General features: G+C 70.7%; 26 protein-coding genes, 2 tRNA genes and 1 riboswitch. Of the genes, 14 read left to right on the top strand and 14 right to left on the bottom strand.

Features of this window, described 5'->3' with window-relative positions:
- Positions 1–5 precede the first annotated feature (5 nt).
- From ID574_RS06445 to ID574_RS06430, 4 genes are all read right to left on the bottom strand, one after another.
- Positions 6–1,001 carry a sigma-70 family RNA polymerase sigma factor gene (locus ID574_RS06445; RefSeq protein WP_223166403.1) on the bottom strand — a complete coding sequence of 332 codons (996 nt, stop codon included), beginning with the start codon at positions 999–1,001 and terminating at the stop codon, positions 6–8.
- Positions 1,002–1,014: 13 nt separating this feature from the next.
- Positions 1,015–1,755 carry an SDR family oxidoreductase gene (locus ID574_RS06440; protein ID WP_188187788.1) on the bottom strand — a complete coding sequence of 247 codons (741 nt, stop codon included), beginning with the start codon at positions 1,753–1,755 and terminating at the stop codon, positions 1,015–1,017.
- Between the two features lie 218 nt (positions 1,756–1,973).
- The gene (locus ID574_RS06435) at positions 1,974–2,357 is read right to left on the bottom strand and encodes an ArsR/SmtB family transcription factor (RefSeq protein ID WP_188187787.1); all 384 of its coding nucleotides are present in this window, start codon (positions 2,355–2,357) and stop codon (positions 1,974–1,976) included.
- Positions 2,358–2,570: 213 nt separating this feature from the next.
- Entirely contained in the window at positions 2,571–3,254 is a 684-nt protein-coding gene (locus tag ID574_RS06430; RefSeq protein ID WP_188187786.1) for a GntR family transcriptional regulator, read from the bottom strand.
- Positions 3,255–3,348: 94 nt separating this feature from the next.
- On the opposite strand from ID574_RS06430, the gene ID574_RS06425 reads away from it, so the two are divergent.
- From ID574_RS06425 to ID574_RS06390, 8 genes are read left to right on the top strand one after another with little or no spacing between them, the layout of a single operon-like run.
- On the top strand, positions 3,349–4,146 hold the full coding sequence (locus tag ID574_RS06425; RefSeq protein ID WP_188187785.1) for an FAD binding domain-containing protein: 798 nt from the start codon (positions 3,349–3,351) through the stop codon (positions 4,144–4,146).
- Between the two features lie 10 nt (positions 4,147–4,156).
- Positions 4,157–4,720 carry a (2Fe-2S)-binding protein gene (locus tag ID574_RS06420; RefSeq protein ID WP_188187784.1) on the top strand — a complete coding sequence of 188 codons (564 nt, stop codon included), beginning with the start codon at positions 4,157–4,159 and terminating at the stop codon, positions 4,718–4,720.
- Complete coding sequence (locus tag ID574_RS62355) at positions 4,720–6,099, top strand: molybdopterin cofactor-binding domain-containing protein (RefSeq protein ID WP_188187783.1); 1,380 nt, start codon at positions 4,720–4,722, stop codon at positions 6,097–6,099. Before ID574_RS06420 ends, ID574_RS62355 begins: the two co-directional genes overlap by 1 nt.
- Positions 6,100–6,102: 3 nt before the next feature.
- Positions 6,103–7,119, top strand: a complete 1,017-nt coding sequence (locus tag ID574_RS62350) for a molybdopterin cofactor-binding domain-containing protein (protein ID WP_188187782.1) — start codon at positions 6,103–6,105, stop codon at positions 7,117–7,119.
- The gene (locus ID574_RS06405; RefSeq protein WP_188187781.1) at positions 7,109–7,966 is read left to right on the top strand and encodes an AAA family ATPase; all 858 of its coding nucleotides are present in this window, start codon (positions 7,109–7,111) and stop codon (positions 7,964–7,966) included. The genes ID574_RS62350 and ID574_RS06405 overlap by 11 nt, the downstream gene beginning before the upstream one ends.
- Positions 7,959–9,071, top strand: coding sequence for a vWA domain-containing protein (locus tag ID574_RS06400; protein WP_188187780.1), 1,113 nt, complete (start codon positions 7,959–7,961; stop codon positions 9,069–9,071). Before ID574_RS06405 ends, ID574_RS06400 begins: the two co-directional genes overlap by 8 nt.
- Before the next feature lie 5 nt (positions 9,072–9,076).
- Entirely contained in the window at positions 9,077–10,000 is a 924-nt protein-coding gene (locus ID574_RS06395) for an amidohydrolase family protein (protein WP_188187779.1), read from the top strand.
- Between the two features lie 23 nt (positions 10,001–10,023).
- On the top strand, positions 10,024–10,305 hold the full coding sequence (locus ID574_RS06390; protein WP_188187778.1) for a YciI family protein: 282 nt from the start codon (positions 10,024–10,026) through the stop codon (positions 10,303–10,305).
- On the opposite strand, the gene ID574_RS62690 is transcribed toward ID574_RS06390, so the two are convergent.
- On the bottom strand, positions 10,244–10,633 hold the full coding sequence (locus ID574_RS62690) for a DUF2332 family protein (RefSeq protein WP_223166402.1): 390 nt from the start codon (positions 10,631–10,633) through the stop codon (positions 10,244–10,246). The genes ID574_RS06390 and ID574_RS62690 overlap by 62 nt on opposite strands.
- Positions 10,634–10,762: 129 nt before the next feature.
- Between ID574_RS62690 and ID574_RS06380 the strand changes: the two genes are divergently transcribed.
- Positions 10,763–11,500 carry an MBL fold metallo-hydrolase gene (locus ID574_RS06380; RefSeq protein ID WP_188187777.1) on the top strand — a complete coding sequence of 246 codons (738 nt, stop codon included), beginning with the start codon at positions 10,763–10,765 and terminating at the stop codon, positions 11,498–11,500.
- A 69-nt stretch (positions 11,501–11,569) separates the two neighbouring features.
- Positions 11,570–12,403, top strand: coding sequence for an aminoglycoside phosphotransferase family protein (locus ID574_RS06375; RefSeq protein ID WP_223166401.1), 834 nt, complete (start codon positions 11,570–11,572; stop codon positions 12,401–12,403).
- Here ID574_RS06375 and ID574_RS06370 read toward each other — a convergent pair.
- The 3 genes from ID574_RS06370 to ID574_RS59495 form a co-directional block, all read right to left on the bottom strand.
- Positions 12,322–13,647, bottom strand: coding sequence for an aldehyde dehydrogenase family protein (locus ID574_RS06370; RefSeq protein ID WP_262495944.1), 1,326 nt, complete (start codon positions 13,645–13,647; stop codon positions 12,322–12,324). The genes ID574_RS06375 and ID574_RS06370 overlap by 82 nt on opposite strands.
- 123 nt (positions 13,648–13,770) lie before the next feature.
- A complete protein-coding gene (locus ID574_RS06365; RefSeq protein WP_188187776.1) occupies positions 13,771–14,538 on the bottom strand; it encodes an AMP-binding enzyme in 768 nt (255 codons plus the stop codon).
- Entirely contained in the window at positions 14,531–14,716 is a 186-nt protein-coding gene (locus tag ID574_RS59495; RefSeq protein ID WP_223166400.1) for a hypothetical protein, read from the bottom strand. The genes ID574_RS06365 and ID574_RS59495 overlap by 8 nt, the downstream gene beginning before the upstream one ends.
- A 26-nt stretch (positions 14,717–14,742) precedes the next feature.
- Here ID574_RS59495 and ID574_RS59490 point away from each other — a divergent pair, with 26 nt between their 5' ends.
- A complete protein-coding gene (locus ID574_RS59490) occupies positions 14,743–15,063 on the top strand; it encodes a hypothetical protein (protein ID WP_223166399.1) in 321 nt (106 codons plus the stop codon).
- On the top strand, positions 15,042–15,452 hold the full coding sequence (locus tag ID574_RS59485; RefSeq protein WP_262495943.1) for an MFS transporter: 411 nt from the start codon (positions 15,042–15,044) through the stop codon (positions 15,450–15,452). The genes ID574_RS59490 and ID574_RS59485 overlap by 22 nt, the downstream gene beginning before the upstream one ends.
- A 202-nt stretch (positions 15,453–15,654) precedes the next feature.
- Here the strand turns inward: ID574_RS59485 and ID574_RS06355 are convergent.
- Together ID574_RS06355 and ID574_RS06350 are read right to left on the bottom strand one after the other, a co-directional pair.
- Positions 15,655–15,729 (bottom strand) — tRNA-Leu (locus ID574_RS06355).
- 282 nt (positions 15,730–16,011) lie between these two features.
- Positions 16,012–16,087 (bottom strand) — tRNA-Pro (locus ID574_RS06350).
- A gap of 250 nt (positions 16,088–16,337) precedes the next feature.
- Here ID574_RS06350 and ID574_RS06345 point away from each other — a divergent pair.
- Positions 16,338–17,069, top strand: coding sequence for a DsbA family protein (locus tag ID574_RS06345; RefSeq protein ID WP_188187775.1), 732 nt, complete (start codon positions 16,338–16,340; stop codon positions 17,067–17,069).
- Positions 17,066–17,866: a cytochrome c biogenesis CcdA family protein gene (locus tag ID574_RS06340; protein ID WP_188187774.1), complete on the top strand. Its 801-nt coding sequence runs from the start codon at positions 17,066–17,068 to the stop codon at positions 17,864–17,866. The genes ID574_RS06345 and ID574_RS06340 overlap by 4 nt, the downstream gene beginning before the upstream one ends.
- Before the next feature lie 3 nt (positions 17,867–17,869).
- Here the strand turns inward: ID574_RS06340 and ID574_RS06335 are convergent, their stop codons facing one another.
- The 4 genes from ID574_RS06335 to ID574_RS06320 all read right to left on the bottom strand — a co-directional run bounded on the left by ID574_RS06335 (position 17,870) and on the right by ID574_RS06320 (position 23,356).
- A complete protein-coding gene (locus ID574_RS06335; protein WP_223166398.1) occupies positions 17,870–18,904 on the bottom strand; it encodes a mechanosensitive ion channel family protein in 1,035 nt (344 codons plus the stop codon).
- Between the two features lie 57 nt (positions 18,905–18,961).
- The gene (locus ID574_RS06330; protein ID WP_188187773.1) at positions 18,962–19,957 is read right to left on the bottom strand and encodes a ribonucleotide-diphosphate reductase subunit beta; all 996 of its coding nucleotides are present in this window, start codon (positions 19,955–19,957) and stop codon (positions 18,962–18,964) included.
- Between the two features lie 11 nt (positions 19,958–19,968).
- Positions 19,969–22,116: a ribonucleoside-diphosphate reductase subunit alpha gene (locus tag ID574_RS06325; protein ID WP_188187772.1), complete on the bottom strand. Its 2,148-nt coding sequence runs from the start codon at positions 22,114–22,116 to the stop codon at positions 19,969–19,971.
- Positions 22,117–22,205: 89 nt separating this feature from the next.
- A riboswitch (cobalamin riboswitch) is annotated at positions 22,206–22,403 on the bottom strand.
- Between the two features lie 5 nt (positions 22,404–22,408).
- Positions 22,409–23,356, bottom strand: coding sequence for a tripartite tricarboxylate transporter substrate-binding protein (locus tag ID574_RS06320; protein WP_188187771.1), 948 nt, complete (start codon positions 23,354–23,356; stop codon positions 22,409–22,411).
- Positions 23,357–23,438 lie beyond the last annotated feature (82 nt).

Here is a 23,438-nt window from a genome sequence, read left to right as displayed (position 1 = left end):
GCCGCTCAGGGGATGAGCGCGGGCGCGAGACCGAACGTGGGCACCAGGCTGGGGTCGTTGAATGCCGTGATGCGGGCGATCCGGGCCCCGATCACCGTCAGGACCTGGACACCGTGCCCCTCGTACCGGCCGTCGCCCGCGCGCTGGTAGGCGACGACCGCCGGCTGGCCGTTGGCGAGGGTGGGCACCATCCGGAACCGATCCCTGCGCAGCACCCGGCCTGCCAGGAACCCCACGACGGCCCCCCGGCCGGTGAACCACATCGGGTTCGGCGGCATCTCCAGCTCGACATCGGCTCGCAGCAGGTCGACCAGCGCGTCGGCGTCGGCCCGGGTGAACGCGTCGACGTAACCGTCGAGGAGGGTCCGCCGGGTTTCCTCCTCCGGCTCGGCCAGGTCGTCCTCGACCGGTCCGGCCTCGGCGAGGCGGGCCCGGGCGCGGCGGAGCGCGCTGTCGACGGCCGTGGTCGTCGTGTCGAGCATCTCGGCGACCTCGGCCGTCCGGAACTCCAGCACATCGCGCAACGTCAGCACGGCCCGCTGCCGGGCGGGCAGGAGCTGGAGCGCGGCGATGAACGCGAGCCGCACCCCGGTCCTCCCTGCCACGATCGCCGCCGGATCGCCGGCCCTGAACAGCGCGTCGGGCGCCGGCTGGAGCCACGCCACCGACGGCTCCGGGGAAGCCAGGGCCACCCGGTGATCGTCCGAAGGCGCGCCCAATCCCGACGGGAGCGGCCGCCGCGAGCGCGTGCCCAGCGCCGTCAGGCAGGCCATGGTGGCGATCTTGTACAGCCAGCGGCGTACCGAAGACCGGCCCTCGAACCGGCCGAACGCGCGCCACGCCCGCAGGTAGGTCTCCTGCACCAGATCCTCGGCGTCATGGATCGAGCCGAGGATCCGGTAGCAGTGGGCGAGCAACTCCGGCCGGAAGGGCTCGGTCAGGGCGGCGAACTCGGCGTCCGAGTGCATGGCGGCTTCTCCCGGAGGTGCTGTGCGGTCCACTGTAGGCGGCGGCTCAGTCGACCGGGCGCAATCCGGCCCCGCCGACCAGGTACTCCGGAGCGCTGCCCGGATCGCCGGCGATCTCCACGACGGCCTTGGCGACCTGGTCCGGGGTGAGGATCGGCCGCAGGCCTTCGACGAAGGTGTCCCGATCGACGCCCTGGCGCGCGGCGTAGCCGTCGACCCCGGCCGAGCCGACGCCTCCCAGTGGGGTCAGCTGGGGAAGCAGCGCGACGAACCGGATGTTCAGCCCGGCCCGCTCCGACTCGTCGGCCGCGTAGCCGCGCATGTATCTGATGGCCGCCTTGGCGCTGGCGTATCCGCCGCTGAGCGGGGATCCGCCCAGGGCGGCGCCGCTGGACATCGCGACGACCACGCTGCCCGGCGCCAGCGGCTCCCGCAGCGCCGCCCGGGTCCAGGTGAAGACGTGCCGGGTGTCGGTGTGCCAATGGCGGCTGAAGGTCTCCCAGGTCTGCTCGTGCAGGGGCGCCATGTGGGGCGTGGCCCCGGCGTTGAGGACGAGCAGGTCAGGACGGTGCTCACGGATCAGGCGCTGCGCGAGCGCTTCGTCGGTGGCGTCCGCGGCGACGGGGGTGAAGCCGTCGCCGAGTTCGTCGCGTACGGCACGCAACTCCTGCTCGTCGCGGGCGATGCCAACGACGCCGGCACCCGTGGCGACGAGTGCGGCGGCGATCGCGCGCCCGAAGCCGCGGCTGGCACCGGTGACAACGGCGGTCTTGAAGGAATCGGACATCGGATACTCCGAAGTGGTGGTCGGTTCTGTCCGGATCAAGACCAGCCGCCGCGGGGGAATCCGTCGCCGCAGCCGAAATCGGCAGTGTGATGTGCGTCACTGACGAGCGCGCGCGGAAGAACCCCGAGGTGGGCTCGCCTGGTTGGGCGATGACCGGCGCCGCCTCCTCACCGACGCAGGGTGCGCCGGAGCGGGAGGTGCCGGTTGTGGCGGGGCGCTCAGGCCGGGAGGAGCTCCACGTCGACCGGACCTGCGGCGGGGGCAGGCTCGGCCAGCGGGATGAACAAGGCTCCGAGCCTGGCCACGGTCTCGGGAATGATCCAGTAGTAGACCCAGGTGCCGCGCCGCTCCCCGTCGATCAGACCGGCGGTGCGCAGCACCTTCAAATGATGGGAGATGGTGGGCGCGGTCAGGTCGAAGGCGTCGGTCAGGTCGCACACGCACGCCTCCCCGCCCGGGTGGGAGCCGATCATCGACAACAGCCGCAGCCGGACCGGGTCGGCCACCGCCTTCAGCAGGCCGGCCAGCTCGGCTGCCTCCGTCTCGGCCAGCGGCGCGCGGGCGATCGGGGCGCAGCACGGGACGGGTGTGGGGGCGGCCATGGCAGCACTCCTTACTTCGACACCTGTCGAAATTATAGGCGCTGGAGGGCGAGCAGTGCGCTCCCGGCGGACTGCACCGCCGCGTTCACAGGCGCGACCCGCTCGGCGCGAGGGGCAGGCGTGCCCTGACTTCGAACCCGGCCGCCCGGGAGCGGCCCGGCGTCGAGCTCTCCGCCCGGCAGCCGGCAGCGCTCGCGCATGCCGGTAGGGGGCCTACCGTTTCGGCGTTCCGTACGGGTCGTGCGGCGTGTCGGCGTAGGCCCACTGGTGGTCGCGGGCGTGCCTGCAGGCCACCTCCACGTCCCCAGCGCGCATGACGTCCAGCAGCTCGCGGTGCTCATCGGCGACCCGCTCGAGTTCCGGCCTGGCGACCACCAGGGCGATGGCCGTGCGCGCCTCGATCTGCAGCGCCTCCCAGGCGCGGGTCAGCAGCCCGTTGCCGCCGGCCTGCACGACGTGCCGGTGGAACCGCGCGCTGGCCAGGCCGATGCCGTGCACGTCGTTGTCCCGGGCGCAGCGGTACATCTCCTCGACCGCCTCCTCCAGCCGGTCCGCGGGAAGGGTTCCGGCCAGCATGGCGAGCCGCGTCGCGGTCTCCTCAAGGGCCGCCCGCACGATGTACGCCTCGCGGATCGTCTGCTCGGCGAAGGGAAGCACCCGGCTGCCGTGACGAGGCTGGCCCTCGATGAGGCCGAGGCCCTCGAGCTGCCGGAGCGCCTCCCTGACCGGTGCCTGGCTCGTCCCGAACTCGGCGGCGATCTTCGTCTCGATCAGCCGGTCGCCCTCGCCTAGCTCGCCGGAGACGATCCGTTGCAGCAGACCGTCGCGGATCTGCTGGCTCAGCGTCGGTCGCGCGGAGCGCGGGACGGTGGACGGGTTCCCCGTGGGTTCTGACAACAACCCTCCTGCGACATCCGAGTGCCCAGATCGCCCTTGACTCTTAGATCATGCCACGTATGTTAATTATCGATATCAATAATTTGGGGTGCACATGCTGACATCCGTTCAGACACCTGGGAGCCCTGAGGCGGCTCGGGCGGCACTTCAGGCCGGGGCCGTGCCCCTCGGCGGCGGCACCTCCCTGATGGCCCGGCTGAACGATCGAGCCGGCGGCGACCTGCGGCTGGTCAGCCTGCGCAGAGCGGGACTGTCCGGCATCGACGTCCAAGGCGACACGGTCGCCATAGGCGCGGCCACCACGCTCGCGGACATCGAGGACGACGCCCGGTTGAGCTACCTGTCCGGCTGTGTGCGCTCGATCGCCTCTCCCCCGGTCCGCAGCCTCGCCACCGTGGCCGGCAACCTTTTCGTGCCGCAGCCGTACGGCGACCTGGCGGCGGCCCTTCTGGCCCTGGACGCGGAGCTGGACGTGCTCGGCGCCGACGGCGCACGCCGGGAGCCGCTCGAGCGGGTCGTCACCGACGGCCTGCGGGCGGGCGACCTGGTGACCCGGGTCCGGTTCGCCGCTCCGGCCGAGGACACGTTCCGGTTCCACAAGGCGAGCCGACGACGCCTCAACTCAGGATCCATCGTCACGGTGGCGGCCCGGATCACGATCGAGGACGGCCTGGTCGCCGACATCCGTCTCGCGCTCGGCGGCCTGGCACGCCGCGTGATGCGTGCGGCCGGCGCGGAGCGCGTGCTGCTGGGCGCGCCGTTGAACGCCGAGGTCGTCGCCCGGGCGGCCGAAGCGGACGTCATCGAGCCGTTCGACGACGCCTACGCCTCCGCCTGGTACCGCGCCCGGGTCTACCCCGTCCACCTGCGTCGCGCCCTGCTCGGGGCCTGAAGGGGATCGCATGCCCTCGACAATCGTCACGATCGAACTGAACGGCACCGATCGGGAGCTGATCGCCCGGCCGTCGACGACGCTGCTGAGCGCCCTGCGTGAGACGTTCGGGCTGATGGGGGCCAAGCGCGGCTGCGCGCAAGGAGGGTGCGGCAGTTGCACGGTGCTGCTGGACGGCCGGCCCGTGGTCTCGTGCCTGATCCCCGTCGTGACGGTCGACGGCTCCGCCGTGGAGACCATCGAGGGCTTGGCCGACGGCGAGCGGCTCGACGACGTGCAGCAGGCGTTCGTCGACCACTTCGCGACGCAGTGCGGGTTCTGCACCCCTGGGATGATCATGTCCGCCACGGCGCTGCTCAACCGGAAGCCGGATCCGACCCGTCAGGATGTCACCGAGGCGATCTGCGGCAACGTCTGCCGCTGCACCGGATACGAGCCGATCATCACCGCCGTCCTCGCCGCCGCGGAACGCCGTCGCGGCGATCCGGCCGTGCCCACCCCGACCGTGCCCACCCCGACCGTGCCCACCCCGACCGTGCCCGCCCGGCCCGCGCCCACGGAGGCCGAGGTCTGATGGCGCGCGTCACCCCGATCGACACCGCGTACTTCAAGGGCGAGCGTGCGGGCGACTTCGCCGTCATCGGCTCCGCCGTCCCGCGCTCGGACGCCCGCGGTCACGTCACCGGCCGCACGGTCTTCTTCGAGGACATGACGCTGCCGGAGATGACGCACGTCAAGATCCACCGGTCCACGCGGCACCACGCCCTCATCGACCGGGTCGACGTCTCCGGCGCCCTCGAGGTCCCGGGCGTGCTCCGGGTCATCACCCACGAGGACGTGCCGAACAACTGGTACACCGTGCTGCGCCTGATCGGCGTGGGGCCCGACGACGAGCCCGTGCTGGCCGAGGATCGGGTCCTCTACCGCGGCGAGCCGATCGTCGCCGTGGTCGCCGAGACCGAGGAGGCCGCCCGCGAGGGCGCGGCCCGGGTCGCGGTCGGCTACACCGACCTGCCCGCCGTCCTGGACGTCGAAGAAGCACTGGCCGACGGCGCCCCGATCATCAAGCAGGCGGGCACCAACCACTTCGTGTACGAGGGACACCACTGCCGCCGGATCCGCTTCGGCGACGTCGAGCGGGGCTTCGCGGAGGCGGACCGCATCATCGAGGGCCGCTACAGCTCCTCGCCGATCGAGCACGCGCCGACCGAGCCCACCGGCTGCATCGTCGTCCCCCAGGGCGACGGCCGGCTGCGCATCCACACCAACACCCAGGCCGCCTTCTTCACCCTCGACAACACCGCGCTCATCCTCGGCGTCCCGCCCACCAGCCTGCGTGTCGTCGGGGGCACCGTGGGCGGCGGCTTCGGCGGCAAGGTCGACGTCATCGTCGAGCCGCTCGCCTGCCTCGCCGCCATGCTCACCGGCCGGCCCGCCAAGTACGTCTTCAGCCGCGCGGAGGAGATGCAGGTGTCGTCCCCGCGGGCGGCCGAGCGCATCTCCATCAAGGACGGCGTCATGGACGACGGCCGGATCGTCGCCCGCAAGATCACGCTGTACGTGGACGCGGGCGCGTACTCCCGGCACAGCCCGTACGGCACCACCAAGGCGGCGGCGCACATGCCCGGCCCGTACACGATCCCGAACGTCCACGTCGACGCCTACTGCGTCTACACCAACCGCACACCGTCCAGCGCCATGCGCGGGTTCGGCGTCACGATCGGCGACTTCGCCCTGGAGTCGCACATGGACCACGTCGCCCGGGAGCTGAACATGGACCCGCTGCGGCTTCGGCTCAAGAACGCCTACCGGGACGGCGACATGAAGGCACATCGCAAGATCGCCTCCGGCACGGCGCTGGTCGAGGTGATCCAGAGCGCCGCCGACCTGGTGGGACACGACCTTCCACCGGAGTACCGGGCGATGTCGTCGACCGAGCGATCGGAGGGCTGAGCGATGGCGTTACGGCACGGGCGCGGATACGCGGCGGTCAACTACCCGACCGGGATGAACCTCGGCGGCGACCCGTCGCAGGCACTCGTCCACGCCACCACGATGGGCGGATTCGTCGTCACGCTCTCCTCGGTTGATCTCGGCCAGGGGCTGCGGACGGTCGTCGCCCAATGCGCGGCCGAGACCCTCGGCATCCCGCTCGAGAACGTCATCGTCGACACCGCCGACACGGACACCGGCCCGCACTGCATGGGGACGTTCGCCAGCCGCGGCACCCACCGGGTCGGCAACGCCGTCATCGTGGCGGCGCGCGAGGCCAGGGACGTCATGCTCCAGGTCGCCGCCGACGAGCTGGAGGTCGACGCGGAGGATCTGGAGACCGACGGCACGGGCTTCGTCCGCCTCAAAGGGTCCTCGGAAAAGAAGATCCACATCAGCGAGGTCGCGCTCGCCGCGCACTTCCGGCAGGGCCGGACCATCTCCGGCCGGGGCATCTTCCTCAAGGAGCCGAGCACCCCGGTGCCGGAGACCGGCGAGATGGACCCGGACTCCTGCCAGGCGCACGCGTGCACGGTGGCCGAGGTCGCGGTCGACGACGAGACCGGCGTGGTCGAGGTGCTGCGGCTCTACAACGCGTACGAGATCGGCCGGGCGCTCAACCCGGCCCTCGCGACGCAGCAGGTCGAGGGCGGCGCCTGGATGGGCCTGTCGCACGCGTTGTTCGAGTCGACCGAGCCGTACTATCCGCACTCGCGCGAGCACGGCCCCGTCGATTTCACCGAGTACCTGATGCCGGGGCCGGCCGACATCCCGGCGCAGACGAGCGTGTTCCTCGAACGGCCCGCCGGCAACGGGCCGTTCGGGGCCAAGGGAATCGGCGAGATGACGGCGAACGCGCCGATCCCCGCGATCGCCAACGCCGTGTACGACGCGGTCGGCGTACGGCTGACGAGCATGCCGTTCACCCCGGAGAAGGTGCTGCGCGGACTCGACGAACTGCGGGCCGGCCGTGCCGGCTGACCGGGACGCGCTGGATCTGCGGCTGGCCGCGGAGGGCTACCTCGCCGACGAGGGCCTGCTCACCGCCGTCCACCTGGCCGGCACGCTCGGGCTTCCGCTGCTGCTGGAGGGTGAGCCGGGGGTCGGCAAGACCGAGGTCGCGAACGTCCTGGCCCGAGTCCTCGGCCGCGAGCTGATCCGGCTGCAGTGCTACGAGGGGCTGGACGCCTCCCAGGCCCTGTACGAATGGGACTACCCCAAGCAACTGCTGTCCCTGCGGGCCGCCGAGGTGGAGGGACGCGCCGTCGGCGACCTGTACCGCGAGGAGTTCCTGCTGCAGCGCCCGCTGCTGCGATCGCTGCGGGCGGCCTCCGGCGCGGTGCTGCTGATCGACGAGATCGATCGCGCGGACAGCGAGTTCGAGGCCTTTCTGCTGGAGTTCCTCGGCGACTTCCAGATCACCATCCCGGAGATCGGCACCATCAGAGCGGCGAGCGCCCCTTTCGTCGTCCTCACCTCGAACCGGACCCGCGAACTTCACGACGCGCTCAAGCGCCGGTGCCTCTACCACTGGATCCCCTTCCCCGACGCCGGACGCGAGCGAGCGATCCTGCGGGCGCAGGCCCCTGGCCTGGACGAGAGGAGCGCGGCCCGGCTCGTGGCCGCCGTGCATCGGATCCGCGGACTGGCTCTGCTGAAGCGCCCGGGCATCGCGGAGTCGGTCTCCTGGGCCCGCGGGGTGCAGGCGCTGGCCGGCGAGGGTTCGAGCTGGCTGGAGGCGATGCGCCGGTCCGCGGGGCTGCTCGTCAAGCACGAGGAGGATCTCGCGCTGCTCGGCCGCCACGCCGCGGAGGTGTTCGGTGACTGAGCGGTCCCTCGTCGTGCGCATCGGCGATCATGTGCACGGGTTCCTGCGGGACCTGCACGATCAGGGCCTGCGCGTGCCGGTGCCCAAACAGCAGGTCTTCCTTCAAGCGATCGAGGCCGTCGGGCCGCGCGACGCCGCGCACCTCTACTGGATCGGGGCGGCCACGCTCACCGCATCCCGCGAGGACCTGGAGGTGTACTCCCCCACGTTCCAGCGCTGGTTCGGGGAGGTCACGGCACGGCCCGTCCGCGATCAGGAGTCCCCCGACGACGAGACCCCCGCGCCCGGGCAGGGAGACGAGGCTCCTCTCACGGCGGCGTTCGGCGGGGAAGCGGGCCTGAAGGCCGGCTCCTCGGAGCGCGAGAGACGCCCGGTGTTCGGCCCGGCGAGCGGGGAGGACCGGGCGCTGCTCTCGCTGCTGCGGCGGGAACTGCCCGGCGCGGTGCCGACGGTCCGGTCGCGCCGCCGGCGGCCCGCCCGGCGAGGTCCGTGGATCGACCTCGCCAGAATCTGCCGTGAGTCCTGGCGCGGCCACGGCGAGATCGTGACGTTGCGCCGGCGGAACCGTCCGCGGCGGCAACGCCGTGTCCTGCTGCTCATCGACGTGTCCGGGTCGATGAAGCAGCACAGCGCCGACTACCTTCGCTTCGCCCACGCGGCGGTCGGCCGCCTCGACCGCGTCGAGGTGTTCACCTTCGGCACCCGGCTGACCCGCGTCACCGAGCCGCTGCGCGCACGGGACGTCGACGCGGCCGTCGGCTCGCTGAGCGACGTCGTCCTGGACGCCGAGGGCGGGACGCGGATCGGCGCCTCGCTCCAGGAGTTCCTCGGCAACGCCCGATATGTCACCGTGGCGCGCGGCGCCCTGGTGATCGTGCTCTCAGACGGCCTGGAACGCGGCGACTGCGGGCCCATGCAGGCGGCCGTCCGGCGGTTGTCGTCGCTGAGCCACCGGTTGCTGTGGTGGTCGCCGCTCGCCTGCGACCCGGCGTACCGGCCGGTCACCCGCGGCATGTCGGCCGTGCTCGGCAGTGTCGACGCGCTCGCGGGCGTACGCGACCTGCGTACGGCGTACGAGCAGGTACAGACCTTGGACGGGGAGTGATCGTCATGTCGGAGGCGACCCGCTACACGGGCGACATCGTCGACTCGCACCATCACATCTGGCGGGCCGGTGACCTGCCGTGGCTGTCCGGGCCGATGGTGCCGCGGATCTTCGGCCCGTACGAGCCGATCAGGCGGGACTACCTGATCGACGAGTACGTCGCCGACGCCACGGCCTCGGGCATCACCGAGTCGGTCTACGTGCAGACGAACTGGCCGCTCGACCGGGTCGTGGACGAGGTGCGATGGCTCCGCGACGTTCATCAGGAGACGGGCCGGCCGATGGCCGTCATCGCGTCGGCCGACATGTTCGACGAGGACGCTCCGGAGATCATGCGCCGGCAGGCCGCGCTCACGCCGCTGATCCGGGGGATCCGGCAGCAACTGCACTGGCACGAGCGCCCGGAGTTCCGCTTCGCCACCGCGCCCGACCGCATGAAGGATCCGATCTTCCGCAAGAACATCGGCGCGCTCGCCGACCTCGGCTGGCTGTTCGAGCTGCAGCTCTTCCCCGAACAGATGGCGAATGCGGTCGAGCTGGCGGCGGCCTTCCCCGACGTCACCTTCGTCCTCGTGCACGCGGGCATGCTCATCGGCCACGAGTACCTCGAGTCGTGGCGGGCCGGGATGACCGCGCTCGCCGAGCGGCCGAACATCGTCGTCAAGCTCACCGGGCAGGGCACCTTCGTCCACCGGGTGGATCCCGACCTCATCTCCTTGGTCGCCGGCGAGGTGATCGGCTGGTTCGGCGCCGACCGGGCCATGTTCGGCACCAACTTCCCGGTCGAGAAGATCTGGACCACCATGCCGCAACTGGTCGGCGCATGGAAGGACGCGCTGGCTCACCTCCCGCCCGCCGACCAGCACGCCGTCTTCGCCGGCAACGCCCGGCGGGTGTACGGGCTCTCCGGCCCGATTCGTCCAAGGTAAAGGCAGACAAGGAGTATCCCGGCATGGCACTGTTCGTCCTGACCTACGGATACAACGACACCCCACTGAGGGCGGAGCGCCGCGAGGATCATCTCGCACACCTGAACAAGCTCCTGGAGCAGGGCAGCCTCGTCGCGGCCGGCCCGTACACGGACCTGACGGCCGGGATGATCGTCCTGCGAGCGGAGGACGAGACCGCGGCGCAGGCGCTCGTCGACCAGGACCCCTACACACAGCTGGAGGTCACCAAGGATCGCAAGCTGCGCGAATGGCGTGTGACGGTCGGCTCGCTCGGCTCTGGCTAGGAGCTTCTGGGGGCCGGATATGTGGAGCACCTGCCGGGAGTTGATCCCGGCAGGCAGCATCCACGCGTTCTTGGCCGAGCATCGTGATGAGCTGTTCCCGAGGAGATGTTCGCCGACCAGACCCACTTGAGATCTGAACCCCGTACAGGCCCTGGTACAGCACCGAGCGCTGGAACACCATCAGCGTCGCGCCCGACGGGGGCTGCGCGGCCAGTGCCGATAGGTCGTCGACCAGATCCCCCGCGCCAACAGTGGCGCGTCGGCCGCCCCGACGGCCGGCTGCGGCCCGCAACCGGGCGCGGCGATGCGCGTGTTCCGGCCAGACCACGGCCTCCCGCCCTTCTCATCTGTACTTGGTCTGCCCCTCATCGCCACGGTCGGCAAGGTAGTGGTCTCCTGGAACGGCACTGAAGTGGCTCTGCGCCGCCAGTCCACTCGGTCGGTATCTTCGCGCGTTGTGAAGCTCACCGTGCTCGGAGGATGCGGGGCGTGGCCCGCGGCCGATCAGGCCTGCAGTGGTTATCTGGTCGAACAGGAGGGGTTCAGCGTCCTGATCGATCCGGGGTATGCCACGATGCCCAGGTTGCTGGCACTCGCCAGGGCCGAGGAGATCGACGCGGTCCTGGTCAGCCACGGCCATCCCGACCACTGCGCCGACCTGAACCCGCTGCTGCGCGCCCGCGCTCTGGGGGAGGCGCGCCCGCCCGCACTGCCGGTGTACGCGCCGCCGGGAGCACTCGACGCCGTTCTACGGCTGGACGAACGGATGCTGGCAGACAGCTTCGTGCTGCACGACCTGGCCCCTTCGCGCGAGTTGGAGATCGGGCCGTTCCGGTTGAACACCTGGGCGTTGCCCCATCACGTGCCGAACGCCGGGCTGCGGTTGAGCGGCGCGGGAAAGACGATGGCCTACACGGGTGACACCGGTCCGGCCGGCACGCTGGTGGACCTGGCCCGAGACGCCGACCTGCTGCTGGCCGAGGCGACCTACCCGGAGGAGGTGCCCGAAGAGGACGCGCCCTATCTCTCCACCGCCCTCCAGGCAGGGCGTACCGCGGCGGCGGCTGGAGTGGCGCGGCTTCTCCTCACGCACCTGTGGCCCGGCACCCCGCCCGAGCCCGCGCTGGCCGCGGCGGCGCAGTCGTACTCCGGTGACCTGGCCGTCGCCTCGAGGGGCGTCACCGTGCGCCTGTGAAGTATCCGCGTGCGCGGCCGGACGTTCGGAGGCAGACCAGAGGGCTACCACTCCCCCTTTCGCCCGTACTTGGTCACCTTCCTCCCCAAACATCAGAAAGAGGAGTGGGTGCCGCAGGTAATCTCTGATCACGTGGCGGATGAGGAGATCTTGCAGGATTCCGCGCATCGCAGGGTGGTGCGCCTCGGCAACACGGTTCGCAGGCCCGCACACCCCTGGACACCGGCTGTCCATGCGTTGCTTCAGCACCTGGAGGAGGTGGCTTTCCCTTACTCTCCGCGGGTGCTGGGGATCGATCAGGAGGGCCGTGAGATCCTCACCTACCTGGACGGCGAATCTGGCCCTCAGGGCTGGGCCATGGTGGTCGAGGATTCGGGTTTGGCGTCCTTCGCCCGCCTGCTGCGCGACTATCACGACGCGGTCGTCGGCTTTCGCCCGCCTCAGGGACTCAGATGGTCCAGCGGCGAGGCGGAACCACGCGATGACGAGGTGATCTGCCACGGGGACTTCGGCCCGTGGAACATCGTCTGGCGCGACAAGCGCCCCGTCGGGATCCTGGACTGGGATTACGCCCGGCCCAGGCCTCGGCTGCACGACATCGCCTACGCGCTCGAGTACGTTGCACCATTCCGCGACGATGCCGAATGCCTGCGCTGGCTGCGCTACCCCACGCCCCCCGATCGGCGTCATCGCCTGGAGACGTTCGCCGCGGCCTACGGCCTGACTTCGACCACGGGCCTGGTCGATGCGGTCATCGAAGTTCAGCGGGACGTCATCGAGCAGGTCCGCCTGCTGGCTGACGCCGGGCACCAGCCCCAAGCTCACTGGGTCGCCAACGGCTTCCTCGACGAAGCGGACCGGAGGATGGCCTGGAGCCGAGCCAACCGCCACCTGTCCGAGTAGCAGAGATCGTCGGATGCCAGACGCATGCACCTGCTTGCCTTACACGGGGACGGCTCAGCCGAGCTTGACGACGACGGACTTGGTCTGCAGGTACTCGTTGAGTGCCTCCGGGCCGTTCTCCCGCCCGTAACCGGACTGCCCCGTGCCGCCGAAGGGCATGGACGGGTCGAGCAGAGACCAGCCGTTGACCCAGACGATTCCCGCCCGCAGGGCGGCGGCCACCCTGTGGGCACGGGTGATGTCGCTGGTCTGCAGTCCCGCCGCCAGGCCGTACGGCGTGCCGTTGGCCAGCGCACCGCCTCGTCCTCCGTGTCGAACGGCTGCACGGTGAGCACTGGGCCGAAGATCTCTTCCTGGACGAAGGGCGAGTCCTGAGTCACCCCGGCGATGACCGTCGGAGGGACGAAGAAGCCGCCGCCGTCGTGAGCGGGGCCGGACACCACCTGTACCGGGGCGTCAGCCGCCCGGTCCAGATAGGAGCGCACCTTCGCCAGATGCCGCGGCCCGGCCATCGGACCGACCACCGTGCCCTCGGCGAAGGGGTCGCCGACGGGGACGTGCTGGGCCGCGCCGTGCAACGCCTCGACGACGGTGTCGTAGACCGGACGCTCCACCAGCAGCCGGCTGCCGGACATGCAGAACTGGCCGGTGTTGAAGACGAAGGCGGCCACCGCGGTGTTGATCGCCGCCTCCAGGTCGGCGTCGGCGAAGATGATGTTCGCGCCCTTGCCGCCCAGTTCTACGGTGACGTGTTTGAGGTGCTCCCCCGCGCTGGCGGCGACGGTCCGTCCGGCCGCGGTGGACCCCGTGAAGGCGATCTTGTCGACGTTGGGGTCGCGAACCAGGGCCGCTCCGGCCGCGCCGCCGCCGGTGACGACGTTGAGGACGTCGACGGTGCGGGTGAACATCAGGGGCTTGCCGACGTCCAGCGATTCCAGCCGGGCGAACTCCTCCGCATGCTCGCGGAGCAGCTGGGCCGCCCGCAGGAGCACCGCCGCGCGCTTGCGCGGGGTCAGGCCGGACCAGCGGCCGTCGTCGAAGGCGGTTCGCGCGGCCGCCGCTGCTCGCGCGACGTCGGCGTCGCCGGCGTCGGCGATGGTCGTGACCGGTTCACCGGTCGCGGGATCGAGAACATCCCTCCGGCGACCGCTGGACGCTGCGACGGCGCCGCCGTCGATCCACAACTGGCCTGACGGGATCGGTGTGCCACCGTCCGCCTGCTTGGCTTCTGACAGCTCAGTCATGTGGTGCCTCTGTTACGTCGATGTGGGTGAATGACCGGCCTGCCGCGGCTTGTGCGGGGTGACCGGTGGCTGTGGTGTCCACGGCGAAGACGACGATCTCGTCACCGGGTGGCCGCGTGGGCCTCACCGGGGCGCCTCGGCTTCTTGCAGCAGCCGGCGGACGCGGCTGATCTCGAGCTTTCCGCTCGGGGTGCGCGGGAGCTCCGCGACGATGGCCAGCCGGCGCGGCAGCTTGTAGCCGGCGAGCCGGGGGCGTAGCCAATCCCGCAGTTCCTGCGCTGTCGCCGCGGCGCCCGGGGACAGCGTGACCGCTGCGGTGACCCGTTCGCCCCAGGTGTCGTCCGGCTCCCCGATGACGACCGCGTCGGCGACGGCGGGGTGCTCCATCAGCAGCTCCTCCACCTCCGCCGGGTACACCTTCTCGCCGCCGGTGTTGATCACACCGCTGCCGCGGCCGAGGAAGCGCAGCGTGCCGTCCGCCTCGTATGTGACGTAGTCGCCCACGATGACGTGCCGCCGGCCCTGGATGGTCCGGTAGGCCGACGCCGTGCGCGCGGGGTCCTTGTGGTAGCCGAGCGGCAGTCCTCCGCCGAAGGCCAGCATGCCGACCTCACCGCTGCCGGGCGGGACGAGATCGCCGTTCGGGTCGACGACCAGCGTCTCCAGCGCCGGGCGGAAACGGCCGGGCAGGTCGTGCTCCGAGGCGGTGACGGCGAACGCGAAGGGTCCGCCCTCACTGGCCGCCAGCCCGTCGTAGATGGTCACCCCGCTACGACGATGGAGCTCGCGCTTGAGGTCGTCGGTGAACGTCGTACCGGAGCTGATCACCGTCCGCAGCGACGACAGGTCGTACGGGCGGCCCTCTTTCTCGGCCTCGACCAGCTCATCCACCAGCGGGCCGCGCGACCGCGTTCCCCGCGATGAGGAGGTTGGTGACGCGGTGGCGCTCCACGGCGTGCCAGACCCGCGCCGCCTCCAGCCTCGTCCCGCCGGGGAAGACCACCTCTCCGGCGGTGAGCAGCGTCCCGAACGTGTTGAACAGGCCGGTGCCGTGCATGAGCGGGACCACCGCCTGCTGCTGGTGATCCTCGGTTCGTGGTCCGCGGCCGGCTGCAGGATGCGCCCGAGTTCGAGCGGATCAAGCAGCAGAACGCCATCAGCAAGGTGCCCTTCGCCGAGTTGGTCCGGCGGCAGCCGCGCAATCTGGTGCTGGCGGGCCTGGCCTCGATAGCGCCGCCCGCGGTCGGCTCCACCGTGATCGTCTACATGCTCACGTACGGCACGACCGTGGTGGGCTTCCAGCGCGGCACACTGCTCATGCTGATCCCACCGTGGTGTGGATCGGCACGATCATCGCGTCTGCGGTCCTGTCCAACCGGTTCGGCTCCGAGCGGATGTACATCCTGGGCGCGCTGACCGCCGTCCTCTGGCCGTTGCCGATGTTCGGCCTGGTCAACACGGGCGACGCGGGTCTGGCGCCGCTGGCGTTCACCATTGCCGCGATCGTGCAGGGCATCATGGCCGGCGCCCAGGGCGGCCTGCTCACCGAGATCTTCGACGTGCGCTTCCGGTACAGCGGGATCTCCATCGCCTACACGATCGGTGGCATGGTCGGCGGCGCGCTCACCCCCATCGTGGCGACCACCCTGTTCGCGACGTACCGCTCCTCGACCGCGATCGCGCTGTATGTGGCCGCGCTGTCGCTGGTCAGCTTGGTGTCCGTGCTCGGTGTCCGGAAGATCGACACGCCGGAGGCGGAGGCCGCGGAGAGCGAGGAGCGGAAGACGCCGGCATCTTCCAGCTAGCGCCTGATGGGGGTTCGGCAATCTATAGGAGGCAATCGTGGTGATGCCGTGGCTGTGGCGCCTGCCGCCCGGGTCACTCCCCGGCCAATTCCAGCCGGGCAGTCCCGTGCTCTGGTCCCTTCGCTGCTCCGCCCTACCGGCTGGGGAAGTTCCTGCTCTGGGTCCCTCGCAGAGGGCGCTGTGCAATTTCCCTATAAGTGTGTGCCCCCCCGGGGACTCGAACCCCGAACACCACGGGTCTGGGCCGTGGGCCTCTACCAAGTTGGGCTAGAAGGGCTTAGCTGAGTCCGGCGCGTCTACCGAAGTTTCGCCACAAGCGACTGGTACCGGCCTACGTCGGCCGTTCTTTCGCCCAGCTCGTTGTTCATCTTGTACTTGAGTCCGAGACGGCGATGAACTTCGGCGGCAAGACGGCACCTCTCTGCCGGTTGGGCTGGAGCGCTGGACCCCGGGCGGGGCTGGCGTGGGCCGGGCCCGGGGTGAGGGCTTGGTCCGGCCGGGGGGCGCCATTCCCGTCGGCCAGGCCGTTGCCCGCGGCCCTTTTCTTTCAGGGCCGTCGTCCGAGTGGCAGGATTCGAACCTGCGATGCTCCTGCTCCCAAGGCAGGCGGGGTGACCAAACTCCCCCACACTCGGCTACGAATGGAAAAGCCGCCTCGGATATGTTCGAGACGGCTTTCCGGCGATCCTTTGTGGATTATCCGGAAAGCCTTCGCGGCAGCTCGGGGAGGGCCGCGAGCGGTCGCGTGATGCTCAGGTCGCGCACTTCGCCGCCTCCCTTTCCGCCTCCGCCGGCGTTCTCCTTCGTCGTTGGACAATGTCTACGGTAAACGGGTGATCGGCGCGCGTGCCACACATTTATTCGGGCTGGGGGAGAATGGGGCGGGTGTGGAACGAACGGCGGCGGATCACAGTGGGGGCGCTGGCGGGGGTGGCGGTGCTGGGGATGCTGGCCGTCGCCGCCCTGCCGGACGACCGGGAAGACGGAGACGGGGCGGAGGCGACCAGGCCCGCGGTCGCGGTGAGTTCGCCGAGTGGCGTGGAGACCTCTCCGGCTCCGACCGCCGGCTCCGGTCCGCCGGTGTGGGAGGGTCCCACGCCGCCGCCTGTCGACATGCGGCTGGCCATGGGGTCGGCGCAGGCGCCGGTCACGATCGTGGAGTTCGGTGACTTCCGGTGCCCGAAGTGCCGGACGTTCGCGCAGGACATCGCGCCGGTGCTCAGGCGGAAATATGTGGAGCCGGGGGTGGTGCGGATGTTCTGGAGGGACTACCCGATTCGGGGGCGGGCGTCCGAGGCCGCGGCGGTCGCGGCGCGGGCCGCGTCCAGGCAGGGCAGATTCTGGGAGTTCCACGACGTGCTCTACTCCGGGGAGGTGCGGCTCGACGGGGACGGGCTGCGGGAGGCGGCACGGCGGGCGGGGCTCGATGTGGGCAGGTTCGACGCCGACCGGCGGGACAAAGCCGTGCGGGAGGCGGTCGCGATGGACATGGAGTTCGCGTTGCGGCTCGGCATGCCCGGCACGCCCGCGTTCCTGATCAATGGGGAGCTGTTGTTCGGGGCGCAGCCGGTGGCGGCCTTCGAGAAGGCGATCGAGAAGGCCCGCCGCGAGCGATGACGGACGTCGGATACGCGGCCGCCTTTCTCGGCGGGCTGTTCTCCCTGGTCAGCCCATGCGGCGCGCTGCTGCTTCCGGCGTTCTTCGCCTATGCCTTTCCCGGGCGCAGGGAGTTGGTGGGGCGGACGCTGCTGTTCTACGCCGGGCTGTGCGCGGTGCTGGTGCCGCTCGGGATGGGGTCCGCGCAGGTCGGCCGGCTCTTCTACGGACGTCAGGAATTGCTGGTCGAGGTTGCCGGGTGGACGCTGATCGGGCTGGGGGTGGTGCAGGCGACCGGGGGTGCTTGGAGCCTCGGCGGGCCGGTGGAGCGGCTCAGGGCCCACGTCAAGGGCGATTCGGCGGGGGCCGTGCTGGCTCTCGGCGCCGTGTCGGGGCTGGCGGGGTTCTGTGCGGGGCCGGTGCTGGGCGCGGTGCTGACGGTGGCGGCCGCCTCGGGTGACGGGGTGCGGGGGGCGGCGCTGCTGGCCGTGTACGCGGCGGGCATGGCGGCGCCGCTGCTGGTGCTCGCCGGGCTGTGGCAGCGTTACGACCTGGGGCGCAGGCGGTGGTTGCGGGGCCGGGGGTTCGCGGTCGGGCGGCTGCGGGTGCACAGCTCGTCGCTGCTGTCGGGGGCGGTGTTCGCGGGGCTGGGGGTGATGTTCCTGCTCACGGACGGCATGGCGGGACTGCCCGTCCCGGAGACGGGGCTGGAGGAGGTGGCGGCGCGGGTGCGGTTGCCCGATCTGTGGGTGGTCGGGGGTGCGCTGCTCGTCCTCTTGGGGGTCACCGCCTGGCGGCTCACGCGCGCCAGGAGGTGAGGGCTACAGCATCTGGTCGAGGGGGACGCCGGCGCGCGTCTCCGGGGTCTCGACGCGGAAGCGGGGCAGGGACTCCGGGAAGTTGTCCCGTACGTAGTCGACGAGGAATTCCCGTACGTCGCACTTGAGGTCCCACGCCGACGGCGAGTCGGCGGCGCTCATGAGGGCGCGGAGCTCGACCAGTCCGTTGGGCAGCACGTCGGTCACCTGGAGCGTCCAGTCCTTCTGGTCCCACAGCGGGTTGCCCTGCAGGAACTCGTACAAGGCCTCCCGGAGCTTCTTCACCGGCACCGCCCAGTCCACGCGCAGGAACACCACGGCGAGCACCCGGCTGCCGTGCCGGGTCCAGTTCTCGAACGGGTTCTGGGTGAAATAGCTCACCGGCAGGACCAGCCGCCGCTCGTCCCACAGGCGCAGCACCACGTACGTGAGCGTGAGCTCCTCGATCCGGCCCCACTCCTCCTCGACCACGACGACGTCGTCGAGGCGGAGCGCGTCGCTGAAGGCGAGCTGGAGCCCGGCGAGCATGTTGCCGATCGTCGGCTGGGCGGCGATGCCGACGATGGCGCCCGCGATCCCGGCCGAGGCCAGCAGGCCGGCGCCGAGCGCGCGCACCTGCGGGAACGAGAAGAGCATCGCGCCGAGGGCGATCACGATGATGATCGCGGCGGCGACGCGGCGGACCAGCGCGATCTGCGTCATGATCCGCCGCGCCCGTCGGTTGCGCTCGCCCTCGACCTGCACCAGCCGCTCGAGGATGACGTCCGTCAGCGCGTACGCGGCCTGAACGATCAGCCACGTGACCGCGGCGATCGTGACCAGCCCGAGCACCCGCTCCACCGTGCCCGCGACGGCCCGCTCGCTCGGCGCGTCGCCGAACATGCCCGGCCGGAAGGCCAGGTTGAACGCCACCACGGCGGCGACGGTGAACGCGGGCCACGTGCAGTGCTCCACCAGATGCCGGGCGAGCGCGAACTTGCGCCCGGCCCTGTTCAGCATCCGCCGCACGACTTCCACCAGGAGGATCGACCCGATCACCGAAATCACGAGAATCGGCCAGTCCGCCGGAGACTGCACGTTTATGCCCCCAATGTCCTAGAAGGTCTCGTCAAAGGTCACATTGCCCTCAACCGCCACTTGGTAAGCCGAGACGCGCCTTTCGAAGAAGTTCGCCAGCTCCTGCACGTCCTGCAACTCCATGAAAGCGAACGGGTTGGCGGAGCCGTAGCGGCGGGGCAGGCCGAGTCTAACCAATCGCTGGTCGGCGACGTATTCGAGGTATTGACGCATCTGGTCCACACCCATGCCCGGCATGCCGTCGCCGCACAGGTCCTCGGCGAAGGCCAGCTCGGCGGCCACGGCCTCCTCCAGCATGCCGGTGACCTGCTTGCCCAGCTCGTCGTCGAAGAGCGACGGCTCCTCGGCCCGCACCGTGTCCACCACGCTGAAGGCGAACTCCATATGCATGGACTCGTCCCGGAACACCCAGTTGGTGCCGGTGGCCAGGCCGCCGAGCAGGCCGCGGGAGCGGAACCAGTACACGTACGCGAACGCGCCGTAGAAGAACAGGCCCTCGATGCAGGCGGCGAAGCAGATCAGGTTGAGCAGGAACTGGCGGCGCTCGGCGGCGGTCTCCAGACGCTCCAGCCCGTTGACCGAGTCGATCCACTTGAAGCAGAACTCCGCCTTGTCCCGGATCGAGGGGATGTGCTCGATCGCGGCGAAGGCCTTCACCCGCTCGTCGGGATCCGGCAGATAGGTGTCGAGCAGGGTCAGGTAGAACTGCACGTGCACGGCCTCCTCGAACAGCTGCCTGCTGAGGTAGAGGCGGGCTTCCGGGGCGTTGACGTGCTGGTAGAGGTTGAGCACGAGGTTGTTGGCCACGATGGAGTCGCCGGTGGCGAAGAACGCCACCAAACGGTTGATCAGGTGCCGTTCCTGCGGCGTCATCTTGGCCAGGTCGGCCAGGTCGGAGTGCAGGTCCACCTCCTCGACCGTCCACGTGTTCCGGATGGCGGCGCGGTAGCGCTCGTAGAAGTCCGGATAGCGCATCGGGCGGAGGGTCAGGTCCATTCCGGGGTCGAGCAGCACGACATGTCTCCTTACTGGCAGGCTTCGCAGGTCTCGGGGTTCTCGAGGGAGCACGCGACGGCGGCGGCCTGCACTGTGGTCTGGGCGATGCGGGTGGCGGGGCGCGAGCGCAGGTAGTACGTCGTCTTCAGGCCCTTCTTCCACGCGTAGGCGTACATCGAGGAGAGCTTGCCGATGGTCGGGCTGGCCATGAACAGGTTGAGCGACTGCGACTGGTCGATGTACGGCTGCCGCGCCGCCGCCAGGTCGATCAGCGCCTTCTGCGGCAGCTCCCACGCCGTCCGGTAGAGGACCTTCAGGTCGTCGGGGATGTCCGGGATCGACTGGACCGAGCCGTCGGCCCGCTTGATGGCGTCGCGCATCTGCTGCGTCCAGAGCCCTCGGGCCTGCAGGTCGGCCACCAGGTAGCGGTTGACCTGCAGGAACTCGCCGGACAGGGTCTCGCGCTTGAACACGTTGGACACCTGCGGCTCGATGCACTCGTAGCAGCCGGCGATGGAGGCGATCGTGGCGGTGGGCGCGATGGCGATCATGAGGGAATTGCGCAGGCCGGTGACCGCGATCTTCTCCCGCAGGGCGTCCCAGGGCGGCGTGCTGCCCACGTAGTGGTCGGGGTGCAGCACTCCCCCGGCGGCGCGGGTGTCGGCGTACGACGGGTGCCGGCCGCGCTCGGCGGCCAGGTCGGCCGAGGTGTCGTACGCGGCCAGCGCGATCTCCTCGGCGATCCGCGTGGACAGGGCGAGGGCCTGCGGGGAGTCGAACGGCAGCCGCAGCGTGAAGAACACGTCGGCCAGGCCCATCACGCCGAGCCCGATCGGCCGCCACCGCTTGTTGGCAGCCTCGGCCTCGGGCGTCGGGTAGAAGCCCAGGTCGATGGTCCGGTCGAGGAAGCGCACGGCGGTGCGGACGGTGCGGCGCAGCCGCTCCCAGTCGATGTCACCGCCGGTCAGGTGGGCGGCCAGGTTGACCGAGCCGAGGTTGCACACGGCCGTCTCGGCGTCGCTGGTGACCTCGAGGATCTCTGTGCAGAGGTTCGACAGGTGGATGACGTTCCCGGGGCGGGCGGTCTGGTTGGAGGTGCGGTTGGCGGCGTCCTTGAACGTCATCCAGCCGTTGCCGGTCTGGGCGAGGGTGCGCATCATGCGGCCGTAGAGGGTCCGGGCGGGGATCTGCCGGACGTATCGCCCAGCGGCCTCGTAGGCGCGGTACGCGGCCGTGAACGCCTCCCCGTACAGGTCGGTGAGGTCGGGCACCTCCTTCGGGTCGAACAGCGACCAGACCTCGTCGGCCTCCACCCGGCGCATGAACTCGTCGGGCACCCAGTTGGCCAGGTTGAGGTTGTGGGTGCGGCGGGCGTCCTCGCCGGTGTTGTCGCGCAGCTCCAGGAACTCCTCGATGTCGGCGTGCCAGGTCTCCAGGTAGACGCAGGCCGCGCCCTTGCGCCGGCCGCCCTGGTTGACCGCCGCGACCGAGGAGTCGAGCGTGCGCAGCCACGGGACGATGCCGTTGGAGTGGCCGTTCGTGCCCCGGATCAGGGAGCCGCGCGAGCGCACCCGGGTCCAGGAGATGCCGATGCCGCCGGCGTACTTGGACAGTCGCGCGACCTGGCCGTACCGTTCGTAGATCGCCTCCAGCTCGTCGCGCGGCGAGTCGAGCAGGAAGCACGACGACAGCTGCGGCCGGCGCGCGCCCGAGTTGAACAGCGTGGGCGAACTGGGCAGGTACGACAGCGTGGACATCAGCGCGTAGAGCTCGGCGGCCTCCTCGACGGTCTCCGACAGGCCGCAGGCCACGCGCAGGAAGAAGTGCTGAGGCCGCTCCAGCACCGCCCGCGTCTCGGGGTGGCGCAGCAGGTAGCGGTCGTGGACGGTCCGCAGGCCGAAGTACTCGAAGCGCCCGTCGGCCTCCTCCGACACCAGCGCGTCCAGTTCGGCGGCGTGCGCGGCGACGAACCCGGCCAGCCGGTCGTGGATCAGCCCGGCCGCGTGGGTGGCGGCGATCGACTCGGAGAACGACCGCACCCCGTGCCCGGCCGCCTCGTCGGCGATCTCGTCGGCCAGCAGCCGGGCGGCCACCCGGGAGTTGGCGGGATCGGTGATCACCCGGGCGGCGGCCTCCTCGATGGCCAGCCGTCGATCGGTCTCGATGACCTGCGTCACGTGCTCTCTCCTCGCGAGCTCTCCCCGTGAGGGCACGCGAGAGCAGGCGGGCAGGCCGCGACGCTCCCCCGGCCCTCCCTCGAGGCCATGGACAGTCTCAGCCGCCGGCAGGTCTTCGGGCTCGCGGGCACGCTCGATCGAGCTCCTAATGGCCGTCGCTTCCCAGATCGCTCCAGTGCACAATGACGGCGGTCGTTCCCGCTCACCGCTGCGGGGCAGCCCCGGAATCGCACCGGGTTCCCTTTTGCTCCGCCCCCGAGGAGGCGAACCAGCGACGAGCAGGATCCTACATCTAGTGGCCGCGCCTGCAACTACCCCAGCATGTTGTGGCTTTGGTGGAGTCGATGAGCCCGAGGTCCCGCAGCACGCCCCGCGTGCGCGCGATCTCGGAGGCGAGCCACAGCGCGAAGTCGTCTCCGCTGAGCGGGATCGACAGCCACCCGGCCGCGCGGCAGGCGGCCTGCCAGCCGGGCGAGCCGGTCACCTCCTCGCACATGCGGATGGCCGATTCGCGGCTGTCGTCCGGCATCTCGTCGGGGCCGAAGGCGGCCGACCAGTCGGCGAAGTCGACCCGTACGCCGGACTCCAGCAGCGTCGGCACGTCCAACCCGGGCACCCGGCGGGCCGAGGACACCGCCAGCGCCCGCATCCGGCCCGCGCCGATGCTCTCGCGCCAGTAAGCGAGCGGTCCCGCGGCGGCCGCGGCCTTGCCGGACAGGAGCGCCATCATGATCTCCTGGATGCTGGGGTAGCCGGTGTAGTCGACCCGCCGGGTGTCCGCGCCGAGGCCCTTGGCGATCAGGCCGAACAGCAGGTGGGCGGGCTCCCCCTGCGGCGCGCCGGCCAGCAGCGTCTGACCGGGCCGGTCACGCAGGTGGGCGCCGAAGGACTCGAAGTCCTTGAAGCGGGAGCTCTCCGGCACGACCACGACCTCGACGTGGCCGGAGAGCCTGGACAGCGGGGTGGCCGTCTCGAGCAGCGTCTGGCCGTCGTTCAGCTCGGCGGCGGCCAGCGCGGGCAGGCCGGTCACGGTGATCTTCGTGCCGGCGGCGGTCTCGTACCCGGCCGCGCGGGCCGCGCCGGCGAACGCCTGCCCGACCTTGCTCCAGCGGCGTCCGCCCGGATTGATCGAGAACGCGGCCCCCAGCCCCGCGGCTCCGCCGGTGACGTGCCGGGTGCCGCAGCCGGCCGCGCACGCGGCCACGCCCAGCCACCATGCGAAGAACCGCCGACGGCGCATGTGCCTCTCCCCCGAGCTTCGCCGAGTCCCCCTTACTCCAAGTTATTGACGCATTACACAGAGATACACATATACGCACGCC

Source organism: Nonomuraea sp. SYSU D8015 (genome assembly GCF_008065375.1).
GTDB lineage: Bacteria > Actinomycetota > Actinomycetes > Streptosporangiales > Streptosporangiaceae > Nonomuraea.
Note: the sequence above shows the minus strand (reverse complement) of the source record. Positions and strands in the feature narration are given on the sequence as shown.

What these genes read in the sequence shown, in the direction of transcription:
- ID574_RS06440 (WP_188187788.1), bottom strand. Translation starts at nt 1,755, where the DNA reads ATGTCCGATTCCTTCAAGACCGCCGTTGTCACCGGTGCCAGCCGCGGC.
- ID574_RS06435 (WP_188187787.1), bottom strand. Translation starts at nt 2,357, where the DNA reads ATGGCCGCCCCCACACCCGTCCCGTGCTGCGCCCCGATCGCCCGCGCG.
- ID574_RS06425 (WP_188187785.1), top strand. Translation starts at nt 3,349, where the DNA reads ATGCTGACATCCGTTCAGACACCTGGGAGCCCTGAGGCGGCTCGGGCG.
- ID574_RS06420 (WP_188187784.1), top strand. Translation starts at nt 4,157, where the DNA reads ATGCCCTCGACAATCGTCACGATCGAACTGAACGGCACCGATCGGGAG.
- ID574_RS62355 (WP_188187783.1), top strand. Translation starts at nt 4,720, where the DNA reads ATGGCGCGCGTCACCCCGATCGACACCGCGTACTTCAAGGGCGAGCGT.
- ID574_RS62350 (WP_188187782.1), top strand. Translation starts at nt 6,103, where the DNA reads ATGGCGTTACGGCACGGGCGCGGATACGCGGCGGTCAACTACCCGACC.
- ID574_RS06395 (WP_188187779.1), top strand. Translation starts at nt 9,077, where the DNA reads ATGTCGGAGGCGACCCGCTACACGGGCGACATCGTCGACTCGCACCAT.
- ID574_RS06390 (WP_188187778.1), top strand. Translation starts at nt 10,024, where the DNA reads ATGGCACTGTTCGTCCTGACCTACGGATACAACGACACCCCACTGAGG.
- ID574_RS06370 (WP_262495944.1), bottom strand. Translation starts at nt 13,647, where the DNA reads ATGACTGAGCTGTCAGAAGCCAAGCAGGCGGACGGTGGCACACCGATC.
- ID574_RS59485 (WP_262495943.1), top strand. Translation starts at nt 15,042, where the DNA reads ATGTACATCCTGGGCGCGCTGACCGCCGTCCTCTGGCCGTTGCCGATG.
- ID574_RS06340 (WP_188187774.1), top strand. Translation starts at nt 17,066, where the DNA reads ATGACGGACGTCGGATACGCGGCCGCCTTTCTCGGCGGGCTGTTCTCC.
- ID574_RS06320 (WP_188187771.1), bottom strand. Translation starts at nt 23,356, where the DNA reads ATGCGCCGTCGGCGGTTCTTCGCATGGTGGCTGGGCGTGGCCGCGTGC.